At 28.4% G+C, this 25,020-nt stretch carries 24 protein-coding genes; 19 read left to right on the top strand and 5 right to left on the bottom strand.

Annotated features, from left to right (window positions below):
* Window positions 1–44 precede the first annotated feature (44 nt).
* The 15 genes from glmU (at window position 45) to spoIIE (ending at window position 16,367) form a co-directional block, all read left to right on the top strand.
* Window positions 45–1,400: a bifunctional UDP-N-acetylglucosamine diphosphorylase/glucosamine-1-phosphate N-acetyltransferase GlmU gene (gene glmU, locus JWYL7_RS08465; RefSeq protein ID WP_066071740.1), complete on the top strand. Its 1,356-nt coding sequence runs from the start codon at window positions 45–47 to the stop codon at window positions 1,398–1,400.
* Between the two features lie 23 nt (window positions 1,401–1,423).
* Window positions 1,424–2,371 carry a ribose-phosphate diphosphokinase gene (locus JWYL7_RS08460; protein WP_066071736.1) on the top strand — a complete coding sequence of 316 codons (948 nt, stop codon included), beginning with the start codon at window positions 1,424–1,426 and terminating at the stop codon, window positions 2,369–2,371.
* An 82-nt stretch (window positions 2,372–2,453) separates the two neighbouring features.
* Window positions 2,454–3,014 carry an aminoacyl-tRNA hydrolase gene (gene pth, locus JWYL7_RS08455; protein WP_066071733.1) on the top strand — a complete coding sequence of 187 codons (561 nt, stop codon included), beginning with the start codon at window positions 2,454–2,456 and terminating at the stop codon, window positions 3,012–3,014.
* Between the two features lie 15 nt (window positions 3,015–3,029).
* Window positions 3,030–6,401 (top strand): transcription-repair coupling factor, encoded by a 3,372-nt coding sequence (mfd, locus tag JWYL7_RS08450; RefSeq protein ID WP_066071731.1) that lies wholly within the window; start codon window positions 3,030–3,032, stop codon window positions 6,399–6,401.
* Between the two features lie 29 nt (window positions 6,402–6,430).
* Window positions 6,431–7,411, top strand: a complete 981-nt coding sequence (locus tag JWYL7_RS08445; RefSeq protein WP_066071726.1) for a peptidylprolyl isomerase — start codon at window positions 6,431–6,433, stop codon at window positions 7,409–7,411.
* 90 nt (window positions 7,412–7,501) lie between these two features.
* A complete protein-coding gene (spoVT, locus tag JWYL7_RS08440; RefSeq protein ID WP_066071722.1) occupies window positions 7,502–8,041 on the top strand; it encodes a stage V sporulation protein T in 540 nt (179 codons plus the stop codon).
* Window positions 8,042–8,135: 94 nt separating this feature from the next.
* Window positions 8,136–9,734 carry a putative polysaccharide biosynthesis protein gene (locus JWYL7_RS08435; RefSeq protein WP_066071719.1) on the top strand — a complete coding sequence of 533 codons (1,599 nt, stop codon included), beginning with the start codon at window positions 8,136–8,138 and terminating at the stop codon, window positions 9,732–9,734.
* Window positions 9,735–9,789: 55 nt separating this feature from the next.
* Window positions 9,790–11,229 (top strand): bifunctional methyltransferase/pyrophosphohydrolase YabN, encoded by a 1,440-nt coding sequence (gene yabN / locus JWYL7_RS08430; RefSeq protein WP_066071716.1) that lies wholly within the window; start codon window positions 9,790–9,792, stop codon window positions 11,227–11,229.
* A gap of 100 nt (window positions 11,230–11,329) precedes the next feature.
* A complete protein-coding gene (locus tag JWYL7_RS08425; RefSeq protein WP_066071714.1) occupies window positions 11,330–11,608 on the top strand; it encodes an HU family DNA-binding protein in 279 nt (92 codons plus the stop codon).
* A gap of 51 nt (window positions 11,609–11,659) precedes the next feature.
* Window positions 11,660–11,902 carry an RNA-binding S4 domain-containing protein gene (locus JWYL7_RS08420; protein ID WP_066071711.1) on the top strand — a complete coding sequence of 81 codons (243 nt, stop codon included), beginning with the start codon at window positions 11,660–11,662 and terminating at the stop codon, window positions 11,900–11,902.
* Window positions 11,903–11,958: 56 nt separating this feature from the next.
* Entirely contained in the window at window positions 11,959–12,216 is a 258-nt protein-coding gene (gene yabP / locus JWYL7_RS08415; protein ID WP_066071708.1) for a sporulation protein YabP, read from the top strand.
* A gap of 2 nt (window positions 12,217–12,218) precedes the next feature.
* Entirely contained in the window at window positions 12,219–12,641 is a 423-nt protein-coding gene (gene yabQ / locus JWYL7_RS08410) for a spore cortex biosynthesis protein YabQ (RefSeq protein ID WP_066071706.1), read from the top strand.
* A gap of 9 nt (window positions 12,642–12,650) precedes the next feature.
* Window positions 12,651–12,950 (top strand): FtsB family cell division protein, encoded by a 300-nt coding sequence (locus JWYL7_RS08405; RefSeq protein ID WP_066071702.1) that lies wholly within the window; start codon window positions 12,651–12,653, stop codon window positions 12,948–12,950.
* Between the two features lie 36 nt (window positions 12,951–12,986).
* Complete coding sequence (locus tag JWYL7_RS08400) at window positions 12,987–13,910, top strand: Ppx/GppA phosphatase family protein (RefSeq protein WP_066071699.1); 924 nt, start codon at window positions 12,987–12,989, stop codon at window positions 13,908–13,910.
* An 87-nt stretch (window positions 13,911–13,997) separates the two neighbouring features.
* Window positions 13,998–16,367, top strand: coding sequence for a stage II sporulation protein E (spoIIE, locus tag JWYL7_RS08395; protein WP_066071696.1), 2,370 nt, complete (start codon window positions 13,998–14,000; stop codon window positions 16,365–16,367).
* 155 nt (window positions 16,368–16,522) lie between these two features.
* On the opposite strand, the gene JWYL7_RS08390 is transcribed toward spoIIE, so the two are convergent.
* Genes JWYL7_RS08390 through JWYL7_RS08375 form a run of 4 tightly spaced genes read right to left on the bottom strand, consistent with a single transcriptional unit; the run spans window position 16,523 to window position 19,793 of the window.
* Window positions 16,523–17,176: a hypothetical protein gene (locus JWYL7_RS08390; RefSeq protein ID WP_066071693.1), complete on the bottom strand. Its 654-nt coding sequence runs from the start codon at window positions 17,174–17,176 to the stop codon at window positions 16,523–16,525.
* 9 nt (window positions 17,177–17,185) lie between these two features.
* The gene (locus tag JWYL7_RS08385) at window positions 17,186–17,428 is read right to left on the bottom strand and encodes a hypothetical protein (RefSeq protein ID WP_066071690.1); all 243 of its coding nucleotides are present in this window, start codon (window positions 17,426–17,428) and stop codon (window positions 17,186–17,188) included.
* Window positions 17,429–17,442: 14 nt separating this feature from the next.
* The gene (locus tag JWYL7_RS08380) at window positions 17,443–18,765 is read right to left on the bottom strand and encodes an AAA family ATPase (RefSeq protein WP_066071687.1); all 1,323 of its coding nucleotides are present in this window, start codon (window positions 18,763–18,765) and stop codon (window positions 17,443–17,445) included.
* An 11-nt stretch (window positions 18,766–18,776) separates the two neighbouring features.
* A complete protein-coding gene (locus JWYL7_RS08375; RefSeq protein ID WP_066071684.1) occupies window positions 18,777–19,793 on the bottom strand; it encodes a metallophosphoesterase family protein in 1,017 nt (338 codons plus the stop codon).
* Window positions 19,794–20,030: 237 nt separating this feature from the next.
* Here JWYL7_RS08375 and pyrG point away from each other — a divergent pair, with 237 nt between their 5' ends.
* Window positions 20,031–21,626: a CTP synthase gene (gene pyrG / locus JWYL7_RS08370; RefSeq protein ID WP_066071681.1), complete on the top strand. Its 1,596-nt coding sequence runs from the start codon at window positions 20,031–20,033 to the stop codon at window positions 21,624–21,626.
* Window positions 21,627–21,658: 32 nt separating this feature from the next.
* Here pyrG and JWYL7_RS08365 read toward each other — a convergent pair whose 3' ends face one another.
* Window positions 21,659–22,519: an LCP family protein gene (locus JWYL7_RS08365; RefSeq protein WP_066071678.1), complete on the bottom strand. Its 861-nt coding sequence runs from the start codon at window positions 22,517–22,519 to the stop codon at window positions 21,659–21,661.
* A 154-nt stretch (window positions 22,520–22,673) separates the two neighbouring features.
* Here JWYL7_RS08365 and JWYL7_RS08360 point away from each other — a divergent pair, with 154 nt between their 5' ends.
* Genes JWYL7_RS08360 through JWYL7_RS08350 form a run of 3 tightly spaced genes read left to right on the top strand, consistent with a single transcriptional unit; the run spans window position 22,674 to window position 24,893 of the window.
* Complete coding sequence (locus JWYL7_RS08360) at window positions 22,674–23,351, top strand: YveK family protein (protein ID WP_066071675.1); 678 nt, start codon at window positions 22,674–22,676, stop codon at window positions 23,349–23,351.
* 10 nt (window positions 23,352–23,361) lie between these two features.
* A complete protein-coding gene (locus JWYL7_RS08355; protein WP_066071671.1) occupies window positions 23,362–24,093 on the top strand; it encodes a CpsD/CapB family tyrosine-protein kinase in 732 nt (243 codons plus the stop codon).
* Between the two features lie 8 nt (window positions 24,094–24,101).
* Entirely contained in the window at window positions 24,102–24,893 is a 792-nt protein-coding gene (locus tag JWYL7_RS08350) for a tyrosine-protein phosphatase (RefSeq protein ID WP_066071668.1), read from the top strand.
* Window positions 24,894–25,020 lie beyond the last annotated feature (127 nt).

The following is a 25,020-nucleotide window of genomic DNA, read 5'->3' as shown; positions in this document are numbered from 1 at the left end:
AAATGTTATACTATATGAGGAATTTATGGAGTTGAGGTGAAAATATGAACGTAAAATCTATAATTCTTGCTGCAGGACAGGGAACTAGAATGAAGTCTAATATCCCTAAGGTTTTGCACAAAGTGTGCGGAAAAGAAATGATAAATCATGTAATAGATATAGCAAAAAGTGCAGGAGTAGATGAAAGCATAGTAGTTTTAGGGCATGGAAAAGACAAAGTAAAAGAAAAAATTTCAGATGATGTAAAAATTGCAATCCAAGATAAACAACTTGGAACTGGGCATGCTGTTTTAATGGCAAAAGATTATATAGATGAAAACTGTATTATAGTTGTTCTTTGTGGGGATACACCTTTAATTAAATCTGATACACTTAAAAATCTTTTCGCTTACCACAAAGAAAATAGCTATATAGCTACAGTTCTTACTACAAAAGTAGATGATCCTACTGGATATGGAAGAATAATAAGAGACAGTCAAGGAAATTTAATGAAAATAGTTGAACAAAAAGATGCAAATGAAGAAGAAAAGAAAGTAAATGAGATAAATTCAGGAATATACGCATTTGATGGAAAGGCACTTTTAGAAAGTTTATCTAAATTGTCTAATAATAATGCACAAGGCGAATATTACCTTACAGATGTAATAGAAATACTAAGAAAACAAGGATATAAAGTAGGAGCTTACATAGGATCGACAATACAAGAGCTTATGGGAGTAAACTCTAGAATAGACCTTGCAAAAGCTGAAAAAGTTATGAGAAAAAGAATAAATGAATATCACATGTCAAACGGAGTTACTATAATAGACCCTGACAACACTTATATAGAATCAGATGTAAATATAGGAATGGATACAGTTATATATCCTGGAGTTATAATAACATCAAATACAAATATAGGACAAAACTGCATTATAGGACACAGCAGCAGAATAGAAAATTCAAATATAGGAAACAATGTATGTGTTCAAATATCAACTATAATAGACAGTAAAGTAGGAGATAATAGCTGTATAGGGCCTTATGCTTATTTAAGACCAAATAGTGATATAGGTAAAAATGTAAAAATAGGAGACTTTGTTGAAGTTAAAAACTCAGTAATAGAAGACAACTCAAAAGCATCTCACCTTTCTTATATAGGAGATGCACATGTTGGTAAAAATGTAAATATTGGATGTGGAACAGTTTTTGTAAATTATGATGGAAAGAATAAACACAAAACAATAGTAAAAGACGATGCATTTATAGGATGCAATACAAATTTAATCTCACCTGTTACAGTTTATGAAAAAGCATATATAGCAGCAGGTTCTACTATAACTGAAGATGTTCCAAAAGAAAGTCTTGCAATAGCTAGACAAAGACAAGTTATAAAACAAGGCTGGGTAAATAAAAAATAATTAATATTTTGGAGGGTTAATAAATGAATACTAGTGGTAGTGAAATTAAAATTTTCTCTGGTAATTCAAATTTAGAGCTTGCAAAGAAAATTGCAGAAAATCTAAATGTTCCTATGGGAAATGCAAATGTTGGCACATTTAGTGATGGAGAAATTATGGTAAACATAAACGAAACAGTAAGAGGAACAGATGTATTTGTAATTCAATCAACAAATAGTCCAGTAAATAATAATTTAATGGAGCTTTTAATAATGATTGATGCACTAAAAAGAGCTTCAGCAGGTAGAATAACAGCAGTTATTCCATACTATGGATATGCAAGACAAGATAGAAAAGCAAAAGCTAGAGATCCAATAACAGCAAAATTAGTTGCTGATATAATAACAGCAGCAGGAGCAGATAGAGTGCTTACTATGGACCTTCATGCAGCACAAATACAAGGATATTTTAATATACCAGTTGATCACCTTTTAGGAGTTCCTATACTAGCTGAATACTTCAAAGAAAAGGGATTAGATGATTTAGTTGTTGTATCTCCTGATCTTGGTAGTGTAACAAGAGCTAGAAACTTTGCAAACCATCTAGATACTCCTATAGCTATAATAGATAAAAGAAGACCAAAAGCTAATGTTTCAGAGGTTATGAATATAATAGGAGATATAGAAGGTAAAAATGTTATTTTAATAGATGATATGATAGATACAGCTGGAACTATAGCAAATGCTGCTAAAGCATTAAAAGATCACGGAGCAAAAGATGTTTATGCTTGTTGTACTCACCCTGTTTTATCAGGACCTGCTGTTGAGAGAATACAAAACTCTCCAATAAAAGAACTTATAGTACTTGATACAATCCTTCTTCCAGAAGAAAAAAGAATAGATAAAATAAAAATAAAATCAGTAGCTCCTGTATTTGCTCAAGCTATAAGAAAAATATTTGCAAACGAATCAGTAAGTTCATTGTTTGATTAATAGACAAAGCGTCAATCGTTAGATTGACGCTTTTATAACTTATTTGTATGGTATAATATCTTTAGTAAAGGAGGTTTTTAAGATGTTTGTAGTAGTAGGACTTGGAAATCCAGGTAAAGAATATGAAGATACTAGACATAATGTAGGATTTAAAGTAATAGATATATTAGCAGAAAACAATAATATAGATATAAAAAAAATAAAACATAAGGCCATGATAGGAGAAGGAAAAATAGGAGATAAAAAAGTATTATTAGTAAAACCTTTAACATATATGAATTTAAGTGGAGAAAGCGTTTTAGATATATATAAATATTATAAAATAGATAAAGACAAAATAATAATTATATATGACGATATAGATTTAGATGTAGGAAAAATAAGAATAAGAAAAAAAGGCGGTCCAGGAACTCATAACGGAATGAGGTCAATTATAAAGTGCCTTAATTTTGAAGATTTTCCAAGAATAAGAATAGGCGTAGGAAAGCCTCTAAAAGGACAAGATTTAGCTTACTTTGTTCTTTCAAAATTTTATAAAGATGAAATTCCTAGTTTAAATGAGGCTTTAAACAAAAGTGCACTTGCTATAGAAACAATAATAAAAGAAAACATAGATATAGCCATGAACAAATTCAATGGTTAGAAAAGGAGATAAATTATGAATGATGTATTTATATATCCCCTTACAGAATCATCAGAATATCAAAATATAATACAAGCTATAAAAAATAAAAAATCACCTCTTTTAATAAATGGCCTTATAGACTCTCAAAAGGCAAATATAACTTATAGTTTATTTAAGGATATAAAAAGACAAATAATAATAGTATGTCACAATGAATTTGAAGCTAGAATGATATATGATGATTTAAGATTTTACTTAGATGATAAAGTTTTTTACTTGCCTTTTGAAGAAATATTTTTTTATAGACTAGATGCAAAAGATAAAAAAGAAGAAGGAAAAAAAATAAATATTTTATCAAAACTTTGCAAAGAAGAAGATTTAATAATAGTAACTTCAATACAATCAGTTTTAAGAAAATATACACCAAAGCAAATATTCAAACAAAACATAATATCATTTAATCTAGGAGATAGCTTAAATACAGAAACATTCTTAAAAAAGTTAGTTTCAATAGGATATGAAAGAGTATCTAAGGTAGAGTCTTTAGGACAGTTTTCTGTAAGAGGAGGAATAATAGATATATATTCTCCAAATTATGAAAACCCTATAAGAATAGAGCTGTTTGACGATGAAATAGACTCTATAAGAATATTTGACTTTATATCTCAAAGATCAATAGAAAAGCTAAATAATTTTGAAATAGTACCCGCAAGAGAATTTATATATCCTGAAGATATAAATTTATCTTTAAAAAAGATAAAGTCTGAAATAAAGGATTCAACTAGTGAAGATATATATTCTGATATAGAAAAAATAAACCAAAAAATATACTTTGAAGGAATAGAAAATTTTATAGACTATTTTTACGATGAGTTTGACAAAAGTATTTTCAGTTATATGAAAGAAAATGCCCTTATAATTTTAAATGAACCATCTAGAATACAAGAAAAGACTAAAAATATTTTAGATGAGTTTAAAGAAAATTACAAAACAAATTTAGAAAAAGGATTTGTATTAAAATCTCAAGCAAATCTGTTATATAGATTTGAAGATTTAGAAAGCCTAATAAAAGATAGATTCGTAATATTAAAATCCCTCCTTTTAAAGACAGCAAAGGGATTTAATGCTATGTCTACAGTTAATTTTAACTCAAGACAAGTACCTACATTTAATGGAAAAATAAATTTACTTATAGAAGAACTAAAATACTTAAAAAATAATAACCATAAAATCTTACTAGTAGTATCATCAAAAGAAAGGGCACAGTCTTTATACAAAAGCTTACTAGATGAACAAATAGAGTGTAGTTTAATAGATAGTAGAAATAGACAAATACAGCCATCACAGATATTTATAATTTGTGCAAGCATAAGCTCAGGATTTGTGTACACAAGTATAAAATATACATTAATAACAGATAAAGAAATATTTGGAGCTTATAAAAGAATATCTTCAAAGAAAAAGTTTAAAAAAGGAGAAAAAATAGAATCTTTCCTAGACCTTAATGTAGGAGATTATGTAGTTCACGAAAATCATGGTATAGGAAAATATGTAGGAATGGAGCAGCTTAAGGTAAATGGAGTAAAAAAGGATTATATGAAAATTGTTTACGCAGGATCAGACAGCTTATATATTCCTACAGATCAGATGGATAAAGTCCAAAAATATATAGGAGCACAAACAGATACTGTAAAGCTAAACAAACTAGGAACTAGTGATTGGAATAAAGCAAAGAGCAAAGTTAAAAAAGCAGTAGAAGATATGGCAAAAGACTTAATAGAGCTTTACGCAAAGAGAGAAAAAGCTAAAGGTTATAAATTTAGCAAAGACACTCATTGGCAAGTAGAATTTGAAAGCTTATTTCCATATGAAGAAACAGAAGATCAATTAAGAGCAATACAAGAAGTAAAACAAGATATGGAAAGCGATAAAGTAATGGATAGACTAATATGTGGAGATGTCGGGTATGGAAAGACAGAAGTAGCAATAAGAGCAGTATTTAAAGCATGTATGGATTCAAAACAAGTAGCAGTTTTAGTTCCAACTACAATATTAGCTCAGCAACACTACAATAATTTTAAAGAAAGATTCAGCAATTTTCCTATAAGAGTTGAAGTATTAAGTAGATTTAAAACAAGCAAAGATCAAAAGCTAATATTAGAAGATATAAAAAAAGGTCTTGTAGATGTAGTAATAGGAACTCACAGAATATTATCTAAGGATATACAGTTTAAAGATTTAGGCCTTTTAGTAATAGATGAAGAGCAAAGATTTGGAGTTAGAGATAAAGAGAAACTAAAAAAACTAAAAACATCAATAGATGTACTTACTTTATCTGCAACACCTATACCTAGAACACTTCATATGTCATTAAGTGGAGTTAGAGATATGAGTTTAATAGAGCAGCCACCTGAGGAAAGACATCCTGTTTTAACTTATTTAGTAGAAGCAAAAGATAGTATTATAGCTGATGCAATAGATAGAGAAATATCTAGAGGTGGACAGGTATTTTTCGTATACAATAGAGTAAATGGAATAGAAAATATGGTAGCAAAAATAAAAAGTCTAGTTCCACATGCTAAGGTTGCCATGGGACATGGTCAGATGAGCAGTAGAGAACTTGAAAAAATAATGCTTAACTTTTTAGAAAAAAGATACGATGTACTTGTTTGTACTACAATAATAGAAACAGGAATGGACATTCAAAACGCAAATACTATAATAATATACGATGCAGACAAAATGGGACTTTCTCAGCTTTATCAGTTAAGAGGAAGGGTTGGAAGGTCATCAAGACAGGGGTATGCTTATCTTTTATATGAAAAAGATAAGGTACTTAGCGAGGTAGCAGAAAAAAGACTAAAGGCAATAAAGGAATTTACAGAGTTTGGATCAGGATTTAAAATAGCTATGAGAGACCTTGAAATAAGAGGAGCAGGAAATTTATTAGGATCTGAACAGCACGGACATATGGCAGCTATAGGATATGATCTTTATGTAAAAATGCTAAACGAAGCTATAAGAAAGCTAAAAGGAGAAGTTGTTAAAAAGGAAGTAGACACAGAAATAGATATAAATATAAATGCTTATATTCCAGATTATTATATACAAGATGAAGTAGAAAAAATACAAATATACAAAAAAATTGCTTCAATAGAAACTAAAGAAGATATGTATGCTATAGAGGAAGAAATAGAAGATAGATTTTCTGATATACCACAGCCTCTTAGAAACCTTTTAATGATAGCATATATAAAAGCTTTAGGAAAGAAACTTAAAGTTGAGCTTATAAAATATGATGGTCAAAAGGTACACCTTAAGCCTCATTATGTATTTACACCAAATGAGAAAAATGAATATAAACTTATATGTGAAATTGCACAGGTTATGGAAAAGATGATATAATTATTTAAAAATTAAAGGAGTTGTTATATATGAAAAAAGTTTTAGCAATAGTTGTAGCAATCTTTGCTATGTTTAGCTTAGCTGCATGTAATAATGAAAATGCAAATGTAGTAGTAGCTAAGGTAAATGATAAAGCTATAACACTTGAACAGTTTAACAAAACACTTATGCTTTATAAAAGAGATTACGAAAGTGTATATGGAAAAGATGTATGGGAGCAAGAAATAGAAGGAAAAACTATTTTAGATATGTTTAAACAAGAACTTTTAGATATGATGATTTTAGAAGAAATAATATATCAACAGGCAAAAGATATAACTGTTGAAGAAAGTGAAATAACTGAGCAGTTTAATCAACTAAAAGAACATATACAGTCAAACAAAGATTTTAAGGAATTTTTGCAAAAAAATAAAATAACAGATGAGTTTATAAAAGAAAGATTAAAAAGAGATATCTATATACAAAGATATAGAGAAAACTATATGGAAAACATTGACGTAACTAAAGAAAAGATACAAAAGTTTTACGATGAAAACAAAGAATACTTTAGAAATGAACAAGTTAAAGCATCTCATATATTATTTAAGACAATAGATGAAAATAACAATCCATATCCTGATGAAAAAATAGAATCTATAAGAAAAAAAGCTGAAGATGTATTAGCTAGACTAAAAAATGGAGAAGACTTTGCTTCTTTAGCAAAAGAATATTCAGATGATAAAGCTTCTGCTCAAAACGGAGGAGATTTAGGGAATTTTTCAAGAGGAGTTATGGTTCCTGAATTTGAAGAGGCTGCATTTAGCCTTAAAGTAGGCGAAATTTCAGATCTTGTAAAGACTATGTATGGATACCATATAATAAAAGTAGAAGAAAAAATAGATGAGCTTCCTTCTCTTGAAGAAGTAAAAGATATAATAAAAGAAGATATAAAAGAAGAAATTTATTCACAAAACATACAAAATCTAAAAGAAAAAGCAAAAGTAGAAAAATTTATGGAAAATCTAAAATAAGGTGAGAATATATTATATATTCTCCCTTTTTTTGTATATTTTTTTTATTTCGGTAAAAAATATATTCAAAGAAGTTATGGAGGGATAATAATGAGAGCAACAGGAATAGTAAGAAGAATAGATGACTTAGGAAGAGTAGTAATACCAAAGGAAATAAGAAGAACTCTTAGGATAAAAGAAGGAGATCCACTAGAGATATTTACAGCTAAAGATGGAGAAGTAATATTAAAAAAATACTCTCCAATAGGTGAACTTAATGATTTTTCTCAAGAATATGCAGAAACACTAGCAGAAAATACAGGACTTGGAGTTGTTATAACAGATTTAGATAGTATAGTTTCAGTTGCTAAACTATCTAAAAAAGAATACAAAGATAGAAGCATAAGCAGAGAACTTGAAGACCTAATAGAAAACAGAGTCTCAATACTAGCAAAAGATACAAGAGTAGTTCCTATATATAGGGAAGATAACAACGAGTATAAAAAGCAAGTTATAGTTCCTATAATAAGTACATCAGGAGATGCTATAGGAGCAGTTATATTTGTAAATAAAGAAAAAGAAGAAATAGAAGAATCTGATGAAAAGCTAGCTAAAGTAGCTGCAGGATTTTTAGGAAAACAAATACAGTAAAAAGGCCCAAAGGGTCTTTTTTTATTTGATATATAGCTATAAATAAATAGTTGTGATATATTATTGTTTAGTTTATATTTTAGGAGGTTTTAGTATGAGTAAAAATTCCTTTCTTAAAGGAGCTTTTATACTTGGAGTTGCAGGAATTATAGTTAAAATTATGGGAGCTTTTTTTAGAATACCTCTTGGTAATATTATAACTTCAGAAGGAATGGGGTATTATCAAACTGCATATCCTATATATGTTTTTTTATTAGCTATATCTTCTTCAGGATTTCCAACAGCTATATCAAAGCTAGTTTCAGAAAGATTAGCTTTAGGTGATAAAAAAGGGGCCCATAAAGTATTTAGGGTATCTTTTATTGTCCTTATATTAACAGGTATTATATCATCTACAATACTATTTTTAGGATCAAACTATATAGTTACAAAGTTAATAAAAAATGAAAAGGCATATTACGCTATGGTAGCAATAGCACCAGCTTTATTGTTTGTACCTATAATGGCAGCATTTAGAGGATATTTTCAAGGAAAGCAGGAAATGATGCCAACAGCAATATCTCAAATAATAGAACAGTTTGGTAGGGTTGTAATAGGAATATATCTTGCTATTTTATTTTTAGGAAAAGGAAAAGAATATGCAGCAGCAGGAGCGTCATTTGGAGCAACAGCAGGAGCTATGCTTGGAAGTATATTTATGGCTTTTATGTATCTTAAAAACAAATCAAAAATTAAAAATGAATTAAAACTAGAGTCAAATTTTAAAGAAGAAAGTTCCTTTAAAATATTAAATAGACTTTTAAGTATAGCTATTCCCATAACAATAGGATCATCTATTATGCCTATAATGAACATGATAGATGTATCTATAGTAATGAGAAGACTTCAAGAAGCTGGGTTTACATATGAACAAGCAAACAGCTTATATGGTCAATTAACAGGAATGGCTGCAACACTTATAAATTTACCTCAAGTATTAACAGTAGCACTTGCAGTAAGTTTAGTTCCTGTAATATCTCACTCGCTTACAATAAATGATTTAAACTCTGCAAAAAGGGATATAAAAATAGCTACAAAAGCAGCACTTATTATAGGACTTCCAGCAGCTTTTGGTCTTGCATCACTTTCTGGGCCTATTATGAAACTTCTTTATCCTAATGAACCAGCATCAGCAGGTCAAATACTTTTTTATTTATCAATGGGAGTAATATTTATAAGTTTAATTCAGACGTTTACGGGAATACTTCAAGGAATGGGAAAAGCACACATACCAGTTATAAACCTTGTTATAGGATCTATATTAAAAATAGCACTAACTTATACATTAACAGCAATACCTAGCTTAAATGTAAAAGGAGCTGCTATAGGTACTGTTGTAGCCTACATGGTAGCATCAGTATTAAACCTTTATTATATAAAGAAACATTTAAACATAAAATTTGGATTTGTAGAGTTTGTAATAAAACCTTTCATAGCTGTAATTTTAATGTCTATATCAGCTATATTATCTTATAAAGTATTCATTTTAAATTTTAAAAACTCAATATCTACACTTTTAGCCATAGCTATAGCGTCAGGTGTATATTTTGTAACACTACTTTCAGTAGGAGCAATAAGTGAGAAGGAGCTAGCTTATCTTCCAAAAGGGCAAAAAGTAATTAAAATATTAAAGAAATTAAAGATATTTAGATAAATACTTATATAAATGTAAATTGTGGGTATAATGGTAATTGAAAGAAGGTGATTCTTTGATAATTATTGTTGGGTTAGGGCCTGGAGATATAGATTATATAAGCTATAAAGCTTTAAGTATACTAAAAGAAAAAGATAATATATATTTAAGAACTAAACATCACCCAATAGTAAAAGAGCTTTCAGATATGGGAATAAAATATACATCGCTTGATTATTTTTATGAAAAAGAAAAAGATTTTGATAATGTATATCAAAACATAAGTGACTTTATAATACAAAAGGCAAAAACACAAGAAATAGTTTATGCTGTCCCTGGTCATCCTACAGTAGCAGAAAAAACTGTAAGCATAATACAAGACAAGGCAAAACAAGAAGGAATAAAAGTAAAGATTGTGCCTTCAATGAGCTTTGTAGATGCTATGTTTAATTTACTAAAAATAGATCCATGTTATGGATTTTCTCTTGTTGATGCACTTAGCATAGAAAATGAAAAGATAAATGTAAAATCTGACCTTATAATAACTCAAGTTTATGACAACTTTATAGCTTCTGATCTTAAGATAAAGCTAATGGAATATTATGATGATGAACACTATGTATATATAGTCAAAGGTGCAGGTATAAAAGATAAAGAAAGTGTTAAAAAGCTAAAACTTTATGAAATAGACATAAAAGAAAGTTTTGATTATTTAACAAGTATTTATATACCTAAAGCTGAGGATAAAAAATTTAAAGATGTTTATGATCTTGAAAACATAATGAAAAAATTAAGATCAGAAAATGGATGTGATTGGGACAAAAAACAAACACACGAAAGCTTAAAGCCATATGTAATAGAAGAAGCATATGAACTTATAGATGCAATAGAAAAACAAGATATAGACGAAATGATAGAAGAATTAGGAGATTTACTCCTTCAAGTAGTATTTCACTGCCAAATAGGAAAAGAAGAAGGATATTTTGATTTAAATGAAGTTTCAGATAAAATATGTAAAAAACTTATATATAGACATCCTCACGTGTTTGAAGGAAAAAAGATACAAAAAGATTTTAAAAAGCAGTGGGAACAATTAAAAAAAGAAGAAAAGGGAGAAAAAACAATAACAGAAAGCTTAATGAGAATACCAAAACATCTTCCAGCTTTAATAAAAGCAAATAAAATTCAGCAAAAAGCTGCATTAGTAGGTTTTGATTGGGATAATATAGAAGATGTATATAATAAAATACAAGAAGAATATAAAGAAATTATTGACGCACAGAGGAGTTTGAATATACAATACATAGAGGAAGAAGTTGGCGATTTATTATTTGCTGTTGTCAACCTAGCTAGATTTTTAAATGTAGATCCAGAGCAAGCTCTAAACAAAACAAACAATAAATTTATAGAAAGATTTAACTACATAGAAGATGCAGCAAGAAAAATGAATAAATCTTTAGAAGAAATGACTCTAGATGAGATGGATAAGCTTTGGGAAGAGGCAAAAAATAGATAAAAATATTAAGCATAAAGAAGGAATTACAGCAATTAGGTAGAATTATTAAAACTATCAAAAGGCTATTATAAATTAATATACATTGAGGAGGAAATTAACTATGAATAAGGCTGAATTAGTAGCTAAAATGGCTGAGTACAGTGGATTAACTAAAAAAGATGCAGAAGCTTCATTAAATGCATTCATGAAATGTGTAGAAGAAGCATTAAGTGCAGGAGATAAAGTTCAATTAGTAGGATTTGGAACTTTCGAAACAAGAGAAAGAGCAGCAAGACAAGGAAGAAACCCAAGAAATCCAGAGCAAGTAATAGAAATACCTGCATCTAAAGCTCCAGTATTCAAAGCTGGAAAAGGATTAAAAGATATAATAAACAAGTAATTTAAAAAGTGTGGATATTCCACACTTTTTTCTTAGATAAGGAGTGATAATATGAGACTTGATAAATACCTTAAAGTTTCAAGACTTATAAAAAGAAGAACAGTTGCAAAACAAGCCTGTGATAGCGGAATAATAAGTATAAATGGAAAAGTTGCAAAATCATCAACACAAGTACAAAAGGACGATATAATTCAAATAGATTTTAAAACAAAACCTATAAGGGTAAGAGTATTAGAAATAAAAGAACATGCACTTAAAGATGATGCAAAACAAATGTATGAAATTATAGAATAAATACGAAAAATCCCTCATAAATTATTATAAATCATGAATTTATGGGGGGGTTGTGTATGGAACATAATATTAGTTTAAAAAATAGAGAATTATTAGCAATATCAGGAGTTGAGCATGTATATTCTTTTAATGATAACAAAATAGAAATAAAAACTTCACATGGAGATATGAAGATAGAAGGAGAAAATTTAGATATGGGTAAATTAAACCTAGAAGAGGGCTTAGTTACAGTAAAAGGAACAGTAAACTCTATAACATATTCTAAGGTAAGCAAAAAAGATGAAGAAGGATTCTTTAAGAAGATATTTAAATAGTCATGTATCAAAACAGTGAAATATATATATTCATTGTTACGGTATATACAGGTATCCTCATAGGTTTAATTTACGACATGTATAGGGCAATTTCATACAGTTTTAAAGTAAATAAAGTAGTAAGAGTAATAGAAGTAAGTTTATTTTGGACTATAACTTCAATAGTACAATTTTTTATTCTTCACAAGGTAAACGGATACGATCTTAGATTTTATAATTTTTTAGGAGTTATTATAGGCCTTGTTATATATTTTAATACAATAAGCAAATATATATTAAAATTAAACTTAAAAATAATAAAAAAAATAATTAGCATATTTAAATTTATATTTTCTATTTTTCAAGGAATATATTATGCTATTGTCTACCCAATTCACCTTATATTTGATATTATAATATATAAAGTTTTAACTTTTAGAAGATAAGGTGATAATATGAAAAAAAGAAAAAAAGGCAATCTATATTCAATACTAGCCGTAGCATTTATATTATTTTTAATAGGAAATGTTATATACGGATTTATATATCAGGGAATACTTATTAAAAGATATAAAAGTGAAATATCTAACTTAAAAGAGCAAATACAAATGACAAAAGAAGAAAATGAAAAGATGCAAAACGAAATACAAAACTATAAAGAAGATGAATTTATAGAAAAAATAGCAAGAGAAAGATTAAAAATGGTAAAACCGGGTGAAATAATATATATAGATGTAAATAGAAATAGAAACTAAAGGGGATATTCCCCTTAATTTTTTTGGAGGTAAGTTATGAAATTAGCAGCTATAGATATAGGAACAAATTCTATGAGATTATTAATTGCAGAATATGTAGAAGAAAAGTTTATAGAAAGAAAAAAATACATAAATACGACAAGAATAGGACAAGATGTAGATAAAAATGGATATATATCAGAAGATGCCATAAATAGAAATATAAATGCTTTTAAGGAGTTTGTAGATATTGCAAAACAAAACGAATGTAAAAAGATATGGGCTATAGGAACATCAGCTCTTAGAGATAGCAAAAACAAAGACGATTTTATAAAAAAAGCTTTCGAAATGACAAATGTAAATATAAATGTTATAACAGGAGATGAAGAAGCAAACTTAGGATTTTTAGGGACTATCCAAGGAATACAAGAAGAAAAAGATATCCTTATTGTAGACATAGGAGGAGGCTCAACAGAGTTTATAGTTGGAAATAAAAAAGATGGAATAAAGTTTGTAAAAAGTGAAGATATAGGAGCTCTTAGAATGACAGAAAAGATTTTAAAAAATGATTTAGTAAACGATTCTAAGATAAAACAGCTAAACGAGTATATAACCGATAACTTAAAAGGTACAATAGAAAAGATAAAAGAATTTGATATAAACAAAGTAGTAGGAATAGGCGGAACTATAACAACGCTTAGCAGCGTAGATATGAATCTTGAAACTTATGATATGGAAAAAGTACATCTTAGCACTTTAAGTTTAGATAAAATCGAAAACATGTTAAATAAATTTAAAAAGATGAAGGTAGAAGATATAAAGAAAATAAAGGGAATGTATCCTAAAAGAGCCGATATAATAACTGCAGGAACTTGTATATTAATGAATATACTTAAAATGTTAAATATAAAAGAGGTAACTATTAGCGAATATGATAATTTAGAAGGATTAATTTGTCTAAACGCAAAAAAAATGTCTTAAAATTTTAATAAATCCACTCCCAATTATGACAAAAAAATTGCTAACTATTTGTTAAAATTTTAAATCATAACAGGGGGGGATTTTTTTATGGAGAAACAACAAATAACTACTTATAAAAGGGTATATTCAACAGAAAATAAAGTAGCATCATTAGATAAGATGGGACTTTTTTTTGGAGTTTTAGGTTTTTTGCTTGGTAGGGCTGTCCTAATAGACACACTAGGGCCCTTTGGAATATCTTATTTTGCTTATATGTGTAAGCTTAAAAGATATAAAGTTCCTGTATTTTTCTTTATATCATTAGGAATTATGTTTAGTCATCAAGGTTCTAATGCCTTAAGGTATATAATATCTTTGTTTATAATGTACCTAATATCGTCTAATATAAATCTTGAAAAGAAAAAAGTATTTAATATAGCTTTATTTGGATTTATTATTAACATGCTAGTTAGTATAACTTTTAGTATTGTAAAGGGTATATATATATATGATGTATTAATTTCTTTATTTGAATCATTAGTAGTTTTTGCTTTAGTATATATATATTCATTTGGAATAGAGCTTATTCTAAAAAAGTCTATAAGAAGAGTAGTATCAAATGAAGAAATAATAGCCTTATCTATAATAATGGGAATTGCGGTGAGTGGATTTTCAAATGTAAATTTTTTTAATATATCCCTAAAGAGCGTACTATCTATGCTTATGATATTAATATTTGCATATAAAGGTGGAGCTGCTTTAGGGGCATCAACTGGAATAACTATAGGGCTTATAACTAATATAAACAACTTAACTTCAACGTTTTATATAGCTTTATATGGATTTTGTGGACTTATAGGTGGAGTATTTAATAAAATAAACAAATATATGGTAGTATTTAGTTTTTCTTTAGCTGCAAGTATTATGATGATATATACAAAAGGGATTGGAGAAATTATTTTAATAAGAGAGGTAGTAATAGCATCTTTATTATTCCTATTAATATCTGAAGAAAAGTTAGAATACTTAGAAAAATTTACAAAAGCTGCTCTTGGAAATGAAGAGTCCGCAGCAAATTATGTAAAAAGGGTAAAAGAAATATTAAACAATAGATTAAGAGAAGTTGAGTCAGCATATAGCGAAATAGCAAACACATTTGAAAAGGTAAGAGAAAAAGAAAGAATATTAGACCAAAGAGATATAGCAAGTGTTGTAGATATGATAAGTCAAGATGTTTGTGTAAACTGTGGTATGAAAAGAAGCTGCTGGAATACTAAGTTTCACCACACATATAGTATGATAATGGAAATTTTAAATATCTTAGAAAGTGAAGGAAAGATAAATGAAAGCTTAGCACCTGATGAATTTAAAAGATATTGTATAAAGAGCGATAGCATATTAAAGTCAGCAAAACATTATTTTGACCTTTTTATGCTAGATTATAAGTGGAACAAGAAGTTATCAGAAAACAGAAAACTTGTATCATCTCAAATAAAATCTTTATCAAAATGCGTAGGAAATTTAGCTAAAGAATTAAAAGAAGATATAAATTTTGATGTTGATATGGAAAATGAAATAATAGTTGAGCTAGATAAAGAAGGAATAAAAGTAGATAAGGTAAGTTATATAAAAAGAGAAAATAAAAGTTTTGAGATAAATATTCAAAAATCACCTTGTTATGGTGGAACTCTTTGCAAGGAAAGATTAATTCCTATTGTTTCAAAAGTAGTAGGAAAAAAACTTTCAAGTTTAAGTTTAGGATGTAAAATGTCAGGAGATAAATGTAATATAAAACTTGTTGAAGGGCAGGAATATATTGCAAAAACTCAAGTTTGCTTTATTTCAAAAGATGAAAGTGCAATATCAGGAGATAGCTACACATATATGGAGCTAGAAGATGGAAAGTATATGGTGGCCCTTAGCGATGGAATGGGAAAAGGTGAAAAAGCATACGAAGAATCATCAGTTACAATACAAGTACTTGAAAAAATGATGGAATCAAAAATAGATGAAAAGGTAAGTATAGATGTAGTAAATAGTATGCTTATGCTAAAATCTTCAGATGAAATATTCTCAACTGTTGACCTTAGCATAATAGACCTAAAAGAAGGAATGCTTCAAACAGTAAAAATGGGAGCTTGTCCATCATTTATAAAAAGAAGCAAAGGATCTGTTGAAGTAATATCTTCTTCATCACTTCCTATAGGAATAATATCTGAAGTAAAGGTAGACACAGATACAAGGAGAGTAAGAGAAGGAGACTTTATAATAATGGTATCAGATGGAATAATAGATGCAGGAAAAGATAAAGATTTAGGAGAAAACTGGCTTTATACAGTACTTGAAAAAATTGAAAAAACTAGTCCAAAAGAAATTGCAAATATAATATTAGATAAAGCCTTAGACCTTTTAGATAACCAGCCAATAGACGATATGACAGTAGTAGTTACAAAGATACTCAAAAACAGCAATATATAAAAGATTTAAAAAATTGTGTATAATATTGTGAACAATGTGGATAACTTGTGGAAAATGTGAAAATATTGAGGATAAAACATAGATGGATGTGGATAATGTGATTAATTTTGTGGATTTTATAAATATAAAGAGCTAGCCTTGTTGCTAGCTCTTTATTAGTTTTCCACATCGTATTCTACAGCTTTTGAAATTCCATTTTCCATAGATACTAAATATCTTTTATCAGATATTTCAGAAAGGTGAGTGTTGTGAGTTACCATTATTATTTGGCGATTAAAACTATTATTTATTTCTTTCAAAAACCTTCCTACATTAGCTATATATTCTTCAGAAACATGCTTTGCAGGCTCGTCTAATATAAAAGGTGCATAAATAGAAGGGGAATAAGTTTGAAGCATACAATACTTTAAAGTAAGGCATATAATATCTATAATACCCCCACCTCTACTATCTTCAGGAGTATTTTTTATAAATGTATTATCATCAAGTTTTGTTATGACATAAAAGTTAGCCTCAGGTCTTCCTCTTTTTTGAACAAACTCTATCTTAAATTCTATATTTTCACCAGTTATAAATTGAAGGGCATTAGTTACCATAACCTCAAATCTAACCTTTATCTGTTCTCTAGCATAAATTGAGCTTTGCTCAAGCAACATCTTAGATTTTACAAATATTTCTTCTTTTTTCTTTAATGAATCAATCTCTTCTTGTGCGCTTTTTATATCTTCAGATAGTTTATTTTTAAGTGCCCTTTTATAAGCTAGATTATCTCTATATTTTAAATATTTATTTTTTATTTGATCTATCATATAACCACCCTATATATTAGGAATTTCGTTTGGAAGAAGTTTTAAAATTTCATTTTTTAACTCTTCCTTTTCTTTTTCAAGTTTTTCGATAACTTTATCTAGATCATCAGGGCTAAAGCCAAGTTTTAAAATTTCATCATTTAGTTGTTTTTCTTGTTTTTCAAGTTCTTCAAGTCTAGTTTCAGCCTTATATTTCATCATCTTGCCTTTTTCTATTTTTTCTTTAAGCTCAGAAAGTTTCTTTTCATCCATTTTTTTACCTCCTATTAGATGTTTTTAAATATTATCTCATCTATACGTTTATTATCTATATCGCTAAAGCAAGTAGGACATTTGCCCATTTTTTTAAGATAGTCAGAATAAAGCTTAGCTTTCCTAGAAAGGTCAGTTTCAATATCACCTAAATATTTTTTACCTATATTTATTTTTTCTTTAGTTTCCTTGTAGGTTTGATTTATTTGTTTTAACTTTTCTATTTTTTCTATTTTATTTAAAAGATTGTTGTATAGAGTGTCTGCATTTTCGATATTTGATAAAGTTATCTTTATTTTTCTAAGTTTATCTGCTTTTTCGTTTAAAAGTTTAAGGTTTTGTTTGAATTTATTAAGTTCTTTTAAAGTATTTAAGTTTTCATTTAGTTTTTCTAATAAAGAATAAGCTAAATCTATATTTTTAAGGTTATCTAAAGTAGCCTTAAGGTTTTGTTTGTTTTTATCTAAAGTTTTAATTTTATTTTTTATACTTAAAAGGTTATCTAGCATACTTTGCTTTAAATTTATATCTTTAAATAAAAGCTCGCACCTTTGTATATCCTTAAAAGAATAAATTATACTTTTCATCTTTTGCTTTTGAGTTTTTATATTTTCTAAAGTCTTTATGTAGCTTTTTAAAGTATCTATATTTTCTTGTTTTTTTTCGTAAATGGATATTAAATTTTCAATTTTTTTTAGGTTTTCTTCTTCTTTTTCTAAATTATCATATTTTGTTATTTCATTTTTTAGGTTTTCTAAATTTTTTTCAGTTTCTCTTATTTTTTTAGAAACATCTAATATATCTGATTGTATATCCCTTATAGCACAATCGAATAAATTTGCATTTATAAGTTTTCCTATTGTTTTAGATCTGTTTGCGGCAGTTGATGAAATAAGAAAAGGTGCTTCAAGCTGAAATAAAAAGTTTGGAACTTCATAAAGGTCTTTATCTATTTTTAAAATTCTAACTCCACAAGCATCTAAAACCTCATCAGGTACATCTGTTCCAAAGTTTTCGTTTTCGCTCTTTGTTCCATCAGGGTAAGTAATTATATATATGTTTTTAGAAGTTATAGTTTTTTTTCCTTTTAATATTTTAACTCTCTTAACAGTTGTATTATCATTAAATACAAGTGTTACACTACACTCTGAGCACTTATCTCTTACAATAGAGTTTCCTTGAGGCTCATTTAACATAACCCACTTTATAGCACGAATTATTGCAGATTTTCCTTTATCGGATTCCCCTATTATAGTATTAAGACCATTTACAAACTTAAGGTGAGTATACTTATGACTTTGAAAGTTTTCTATAATAACCTCTTTTATATACTTCATAGCACCACTCTCTATTCTTCTAAAATATTTTCGTGTGCTTTAGAAAGTTTATCTAAAGCATAATCTACAACTTCTTTGCTTAAATTTTCATTGCTTGCAATTTTTTTTACGATATTTTCAATATCTGCAGACTCTATATCAGATGTAGACTTTATTTCTCTTAAAAATTCTTGCATTTTAATTTCTTTAAGCTTTCCTTTTTCAATAAGGGATCTATCTAAAACTTCATATCCATCTTGTTGTCTTAAAGGTATAAATTCTAAATATATATCGCTTTTAGAAACTTCTATATACAAAACGCCAACCTTTCTTTTAAGTTCAGAAATATCAGCAGATACCCTAGATAAAGATCCTGGATTTGCAAAATACTTTCCATTTATACAAACAGGATTAAACCCTTTGTGGTAATGTCCACTCAAAGTAAGGTCTGCCTTAGTTTCTAAAATATCAGAAAAAGTAACTACATTAATATGAGGATTTATACTCTTTTCCATTAACATTCCATGAACCATATGAATAGCCTTATCTACACCTTTATCGACATCTTTTACTATATAATCATCTTCAAAATCTTCACCATCTATGCCAAAGTGAGAAGGTGTTCCTGTTATCTGAAGCTTTAAGTCGTTTTTTTTGACTATAAGCTTTTCACCTTTATAAAGAAGATCTATAAGACCTGCTTTTTCAAATAGTCCAAGCCTTGTAGACTTTATATTATCTATATTGTTTCCAAATAAGTCGTGATTTCCAGCAATTCCTATAAGCCTTTCAAACTTTCTAAGAACCTTTGCACATTTACCAGATACATTATCAGAGATAGATGGGCTATCAAATAAATCTCCACCAAACAAAACAAAATCACAATTTTTTTGTTTTGCAATATCTGCAACTTGACTTAACTTATCAATTACAGTTTCAAGAAAATTATCTTTTCTAGACCTAGGATTTCTTCCTGTTACATGAACATCTGTAAAAAATAATGTCCTAATTACATTATCCCCACTTAAAACTAGCTCATTATACTCCAAACTATCACTCCCTTTCATAAATATATTATATCAATTATAGATAGGATAATGAAAAATAAAAATATTAATAATATTGCTTGAAAAAAACAAATAAAAATGATAAACTAATATAGTTATTGCAAATTGAAAAATAAAGAGCCAAGCCCTAAAGAGGGTGGCTCATCTAACGATGGTAGGTCGCCCTTTCAAGGGCGGCCTACCCCCTTTTTTGGGGAAAATAAAAAAAGGAGGATAAAAATGAGTACAAAGTATATATTTGTAACAGGCGGAGTTGTATCATCACTTGGAAAAGGAATAACGGCAGCATCACTAGGAAGATTATTAAAATCAAGGGGACTTAAAGTAACTATACAAAAATTTGATCCATACATAAATATAGACCCAGGTACAATGTCTCCTTATCAGCACGGAGAAGTATTTGTAACAGATGATGGAGCAGAAACAGATTTAGACTTAGGACACTACGAAAGATTTATAGATATAAATCTTTCAAAAAACTCTAATACAACAACAGGAAAAATATATTGGTCTGTACTTAACAAAGAAAGAAAAGGAGATTATTTAGGAGCAACAGTACAAGTTATACCTCATATAACTAACGCTATAAAAGAAAGAGTATTTAGACTATCTAAAGAAGGAAACTTTGATGTAGTAATAACAGAAATAGGAGGAACAGTAGGAGATATAGAATCACTTCCTTTCCTTGAAGCTATAAGACAAATAAAATACGATGCAGGAGAAGAAAATGTATTATATATCCACGTTACACTAGTTCCATACCTTGGAAAATCAGGAGAACTAAAAACAAAACCTACACAACACTCAGTAAAAGAACTAAGAAGTATAGGTATACAGCCAGATATAATAGTATGTAGATCAGAAAAGCCACTATCACAAGATATGAAAGAAAAGATAGGACTTTTCTGTAATATAAAACCTGAAAATGTAATCCAAAACCTTGATGCAAACACTTTATACGAAGTACCACTAATGCTAAAAGATGAAGGACTAGACGAAATAGTAGTAAAAGAACTAAAGTTAAACGCAAAAGAGCACGACCTAAAAGATTGGATAGAAATAGTAGAAAAAGAAAAATCTTTAGAAAAAGAAATAACAATAGCTTTAGTAGGAAAATATGTAGAACTTCAAGATGCATATATATCAGTTGCAGAATCGCTAAAGCACGCAGGAATACACAATGGAGTAAAAGTAAATATAAAATGGGTTCACTCAGAACAGGTAACAGATGAAAATGTAGAAAACTACCTTAAAGATGTAGATGGAATACTAGTTCCAGGAGGATTTGGAGATAGAGGAGTAGAAGGAAAAATATGCGCTATAAGATACGCAAGAGAAAACAAAATACCTTTCCTTGGAATATGCCTTGGAATGCAACTTGCAGTAGTAGAATTTGCTAGAAATGTAGCAGGGCTTAAAGGAGCACACTCATCAGAACTAAATCCAAACACAAACTATCCTGTAATAGATCTTATGCCAGAACAAGAAGATATAGAACAAATGGGCGGAACAATGAGACTTGGAGTATATCCATGCAAAATATATAAAGATACAAAAGCACAACAAGCTTATGAAGATACACTAGTATACGAAAGACACAGACATAGATACGAATTTAATAATGAATACAGAGAATTATTAACTAATAAAGGACTTGTAATATCGGGAATATCACCAGATGAAAGATTAGTAGAAATAATAGAGCTAAAAGATCATCCTTGGTTTGTAGCAGCACAATTCCACCCAGAGTTTAAATCAAGACCAACAAAAGCTCACCCACTATTTAGAGAATTTATAAAAGCAGCTAAAAAATAACATAAAAAAGACTCTGCCGTCTAGCAGAGTCTTTATTTATAAAACTCACTAATAAGAGCTTTAACTCCATCTTCATCAAGAATATAATAAGAAATATTATTTATATAAGCAGGTCTTCCTGGTAAAGTTGCATTTTTCATTTTGTTTGGATCAGCATCTTTTAATCTTAATCCTAAAGACATTATGTCTTTTTTAGACATGCTAGTATCAACATAATTATTAAATACATCTAAATACTTAGGAGCGTTTAAGATAGAAGAAGGTGATGCCATTTTCTTAAATAAAGCTTGCATAAATTGCTGCTGAGCTCTTGTTCTTCCTATATCTTGATCAGTATATCCTTTTCTAAATCTTACAAACTCAAGCGCTTTTTTACCATCTAATAAATGTTCTCCTTTAGAAAATACAACTCTTGATCCTTCTTTCATATCAGAAGGAATATACACACTAACTCCACCTATTGTATCTACAATTTTTTCAACAGCTTCAAAGTTTACCCTTATATAGTGGTGAATAGGAATATCTAATAAGTTTTTGACAGTTTCTACAGCAAGATTTACTCCGCCATAAGCATGTGCATGATTTATCTTGTCATACCTTCCATTTATTAAAACTCTACTATCCCTTGGAATAGAAAGAATTGATGTATCATTAGTTTTAGGGTCAAAACTTAAAATCATAATGGTATCTGTCCTACTTCTATTTATATTTCTAACATCCCTAGCATCTACTCCTAACAAAAGAACATTTACTCTAGTATCTTCTTGAGAAATCTTATTAGGCTTATCTAAAGTAACTTCTTCATCAATAGTTCCCTCTTTAGTAAATAATACATAAGTATATATACCTAAAACAGTAATTAAAATCAAAAAAATAAGCCCGACACGTTTCACGATATTTCCTCCTTTTTACATTATATTTTTACAGTATAGTACCATATTTATCAGAAGATATAAATAGATTTTATTGAAATTATTGAAAGAATATGCAAAATATTGTAAGATGGTATTTAGTATATTTAAAGTTTAGTCATAGGAGGATGAAAACATGGAAGAACAAATAGAATTAAGGGAGCTACTCTATATTTTAAGAAAAAGAATAGGAATGATAAGCATAATTACAGTAATAGCTGTAATTATAAGTGCTTTAGTTAGCTATTTTATACTAAAGCCACAATATGAAACAAGCACAACCCTTATAGTAAATAAAGCCTATGAAGAGGATAGAATAAATCACAACGATATAATGCTAAATCAAAGATTAGTTTCAACATATGGAGAGATAGTAAAATCAAGAGCAGTACTTGAAAAAACTATAAAAGATCTAAAACTTGAAAACACATATGAACAACTTCAAGGAAATATAAAAGTAACGCCAGTTAAAGATACACAAATAATGAGAATAACTGTATCTGGAAATGATCCAGCTTTAATAACTAAAATAGCAAATACTACAGCTAAAAACTTCATAGACGAAGTTACTAGAATAATGAACATAGAGAATGTTCAAATAATAGATACAGCAAAACTTCCTAAAAATCCAATTAAACCTAAAAGAAGCCTTAATATAGCAATAGCTTTTGTTTTAGGAATAATGTTAGGAGTATTTATAGCATTTTTAATAGAGTATTTAGATAATACTATAAAGACGCCAAAAGATATAGAAAATCACTTAGATCTTCCTGTGATAGGAGTGATACCACTAAATAAGGAATTAAAAATGTAGAGGTGAAAATATGCAAAACATAATAGTTTTTAAAGATCCAAAATCTCCAATATCTGAAGCATATAGAAATATAAGAACTAATATACTGTTTTCAAATATAGATGAAAACCTTCAAACAATACTAATAACAAGTGCTGGGCAATCTGAAGGGAAAAGTACAACTATAGCAAATATAGCAGCTTCGTTAGCCGAGCTTGGTAAAAAGATTATACTTTTAGACTGCGACTTTAGAAGACCGTCAGTCCATAAAAAATTTAATATAACAAACAACAAAGGAATTACAGATATACTACTAAATAACTATGACTACAAAGACTGCATTCAAAGAATAGTTGAAGGATTTGACATAATAACATGTGGACAAATACCTCCAAATCCTTCAGAAATTATAAGTTCGAATAAATTGAAGAGGTTAGTAGAAGACCTAAAAAAAGACTATGAATATATATTAATAGATGCACCACCAGTAGGAATAGTATCTGATGCAGCGATACTTTCAACATTTATAGACGGAGTTATACTTTTAGCATCATGTGGAGAAACTCAAATAGAACATATAAAAAAAGCCAAAGAAACTTTAGAAAATGTAGGAGCAAAAATTCTAGGAGTAGTTCTTAACAAATTAGAAGTAGAAAAAAATAGAGCTTATGGATACTATGCATATTATTATCAAGACGAAGAAAATACAAAAGGAAAAGGAGCTAAAAATACAAAAGGAAAAAGAGCTAAAAAGAAAAAATAGGTGATAAAATGATAGATATTCACTGCCATATAATAAACAATGTAGATGATGGGTCAAGATCAATAGAAGAATCTATAGAAATGGCAAAAATTGCATCAAATGAAGGGATAAAAAAAATAATAAACACATCCCATTATCACTTATACTCAGATTATATAACAGGAGAGAGTTTAAAAGAAAGAGTAGAAAAATTTAACCATATATTAAAGGAAAAAGGAATAGATATTCAAGTTCTTGTAGGAAATGAAATTTACTATAGCAAAGAACTTATATCAAAACTTGATGAGCTTGACTTTTATTCACTAAACAACAGCAAATATGTTCTTTTAGAATTTCCACCAGATGACTTTCCAGACAACATAGAAGATATAATACATGAATTTAAAATAAGAAATTTTGTTTTAATACTTGCTCATATAGAAAGATATCATAAAACAATAAAAAATCCACTTTTAGTACAAGAGTGTATAGAGCAAGGCGCGTTAATACAAATAAACTCAAACAGTATAGAAGGAAAATATGGAAAAGAAATTCAAAACTTTTGCAAAAAACTTCTTTTAGGTAACTGCATTCATTTTGTAGCATCTGATGCCCACTCGTGCACAAAGAGACCGCCAAAACTAAAAAAAAGCTATGAATATGTGTCGAGCTTAATAGGAAAAGAAAACGCAGACAAAATATTTATCCAAAATCCAAACAAAGTTATAGAAAACGAGGATATACAAATACTACCCTCTAATATACCTACAAATTCAAATTTGCTTCAAAAGATAAGAAATATATTCAAAAAAGGTCGCTAATATTAGCGACTTTTTGAATGGATATACTAAAAAAACATACCTTGCCATGCATTAGATAAACTACTAAAAAAGTCGAATACACTCAAAAATTGTAAAAAGAAAATTGTAAAATATATGGCAGTTTCAA

The sequence above is a fragment of the Alkalithermobacter thermoalcaliphilus JW-YL-7 = DSM 7308 genome (assembly GCA_001584565.1).
GTDB lineage: Bacteria > Bacillota > Clostridia > Peptostreptococcales > Peptostreptococcaceae > Alkalithermobacter > Alkalithermobacter thermoalcaliphilus.
Note: the sequence above shows the minus strand (reverse complement) of the source record. Positions and strands in the feature narration are given on the sequence as shown.

Bases quoted from the DNA above. Each gene is read 5' to 3' on its own strand.
- glmU (WP_066071740.1), top strand. From the start codon at position 45: ATGAACGTAAAATCTATAATTCTTGCTGCAGGACAGGGAACTAGAATG.
- JWYL7_RS08460 (WP_066071736.1), top strand. From the start codon at position 1,424: ATGAATACTAGTGGTAGTGAAATTAAAATTTTCTCTGGTAATTCAAAT.
- pth (WP_066071733.1), top strand. From the start codon at position 2,454: ATGTTTGTAGTAGTAGGACTTGGAAATCCAGGTAAAGAATATGAAGAT.
- mfd (WP_066071731.1), top strand. From the start codon at position 3,030: ATGAATGATGTATTTATATATCCCCTTACAGAATCATCAGAATATCAA.
- JWYL7_RS08445 (WP_066071726.1), top strand. From the start codon at position 6,431: ATGAAAAAAGTTTTAGCAATAGTTGTAGCAATCTTTGCTATGTTTAGC.
- spoVT (WP_066071722.1), top strand. From the start codon at position 7,502: ATGAGAGCAACAGGAATAGTAAGAAGAATAGATGACTTAGGAAGAGTA.
- JWYL7_RS08435 (WP_066071719.1), top strand. From the start codon at position 8,136: ATGAGTAAAAATTCCTTTCTTAAAGGAGCTTTTATACTTGGAGTTGCA.
- JWYL7_RS08425 (WP_066071714.1), top strand. From the start codon at position 11,330: ATGAATAAGGCTGAATTAGTAGCTAAAATGGCTGAGTACAGTGGATTA.
- JWYL7_RS08420 (WP_066071711.1), top strand. From the start codon at position 11,660: ATGAGACTTGATAAATACCTTAAAGTTTCAAGACTTATAAAAAGAAGA.
- yabP (WP_066071708.1), top strand. From the start codon at position 11,959: ATGGAACATAATATTAGTTTAAAAAATAGAGAATTATTAGCAATATCA.
- yabQ (WP_066071706.1), top strand. From the start codon at position 12,219: ATGTATCAAAACAGTGAAATATATATATTCATTGTTACGGTATATACA.
- JWYL7_RS08405 (WP_066071702.1), top strand. From the start codon at position 12,651: ATGAAAAAAAGAAAAAAAGGCAATCTATATTCAATACTAGCCGTAGCA.
- JWYL7_RS08400 (WP_066071699.1), top strand. From the start codon at position 12,987: ATGAAATTAGCAGCTATAGATATAGGAACAAATTCTATGAGATTATTA.
- spoIIE (WP_066071696.1), top strand. From the start codon at position 13,998: ATGGAGAAACAACAAATAACTACTTATAAAAGGGTATATTCAACAGAA.
- JWYL7_RS08390 (WP_066071693.1), bottom strand. From the start codon at position 17,176: ATGATAGATCAAATAAAAAATAAATATTTAAAATATAGAGATAATCTA.
- JWYL7_RS08385 (WP_066071690.1), bottom strand. From the start codon at position 17,428: ATGGATGAAAAGAAACTTTCTGAGCTTAAAGAAAAAATAGAAAAAGGC.
- JWYL7_RS08380 (WP_066071687.1), bottom strand. From the start codon at position 18,765: ATGAAGTATATAAAAGAGGTTATTATAGAAAACTTTCAAAGTCATAAG.
- pyrG (WP_066071681.1), top strand. From the start codon at position 20,031: ATGAGTACAAAGTATATATTTGTAACAGGCGGAGTTGTATCATCACTT.
- JWYL7_RS08360 (WP_066071675.1), top strand. From the start codon at position 22,674: ATGGAAGAACAAATAGAATTAAGGGAGCTACTCTATATTTTAAGAAAA.
- JWYL7_RS08355 (WP_066071671.1), top strand. From the start codon at position 23,362: ATGCAAAACATAATAGTTTTTAAAGATCCAAAATCTCCAATATCTGAA.
- JWYL7_RS08350 (WP_066071668.1), top strand. From the start codon at position 24,102: ATGATAGATATTCACTGCCATATAATAAACAATGTAGATGATGGGTCA.